Origin of the sequence: Arthrobacter hankyongi, from assembly GCF_022012395.1 — a bacterium.
Classification (GTDB): domain Bacteria; phylum Actinomycetota; class Actinomycetes; order Actinomycetales; family Micrococcaceae; genus Crystallibacter; species Crystallibacter hankyongi.
Map to the genome: position 1 here is coordinate 1 of NZ_JAKLTQ010000066.1, position 288 is coordinate 288.

The following is a 288-nucleotide window of genomic DNA, read 5'->3' on the forward strand; positions in this document are numbered from 1 at the left end:
GTAGAAGGGAAGTTCGACGACTTCGAACGGTTCGGGCTTGCCGCGCAGGTCCACGTCGAGTTGCGTGCCGGGTTCGGCCAGGTCCGGCCGGACGTAGGCCAGCGCCACCGGGTAGCCCAGGGTCGGGCTGGGCTGTCCGGAGGTGACCTCGCCGACCACGGTGCCGTCCTTGAGCACCGGGTAGTGCGAGCGGCCGGCCCGGCGGCCCAGGCCCTTCAGGCCCACCAGCTTCCGCTGCGGCCCTTCGGCCTTGCGGGCCTCCAGGGCCTCCCGGCCGACGAAGCCGCC

1 protein-coding gene is annotated in these 288 nt (G+C 73.3%); it reads right to left on the minus strand.

Translation table 11 applies throughout. The features are described from left to right. Positions 1 to 288: glycine cleavage T C-terminal barrel domain-containing protein (locus LVY72_RS24150; protein ID WP_308190870.1), on the minus strand; the 288-nt coding region annotated here is incomplete at both ends.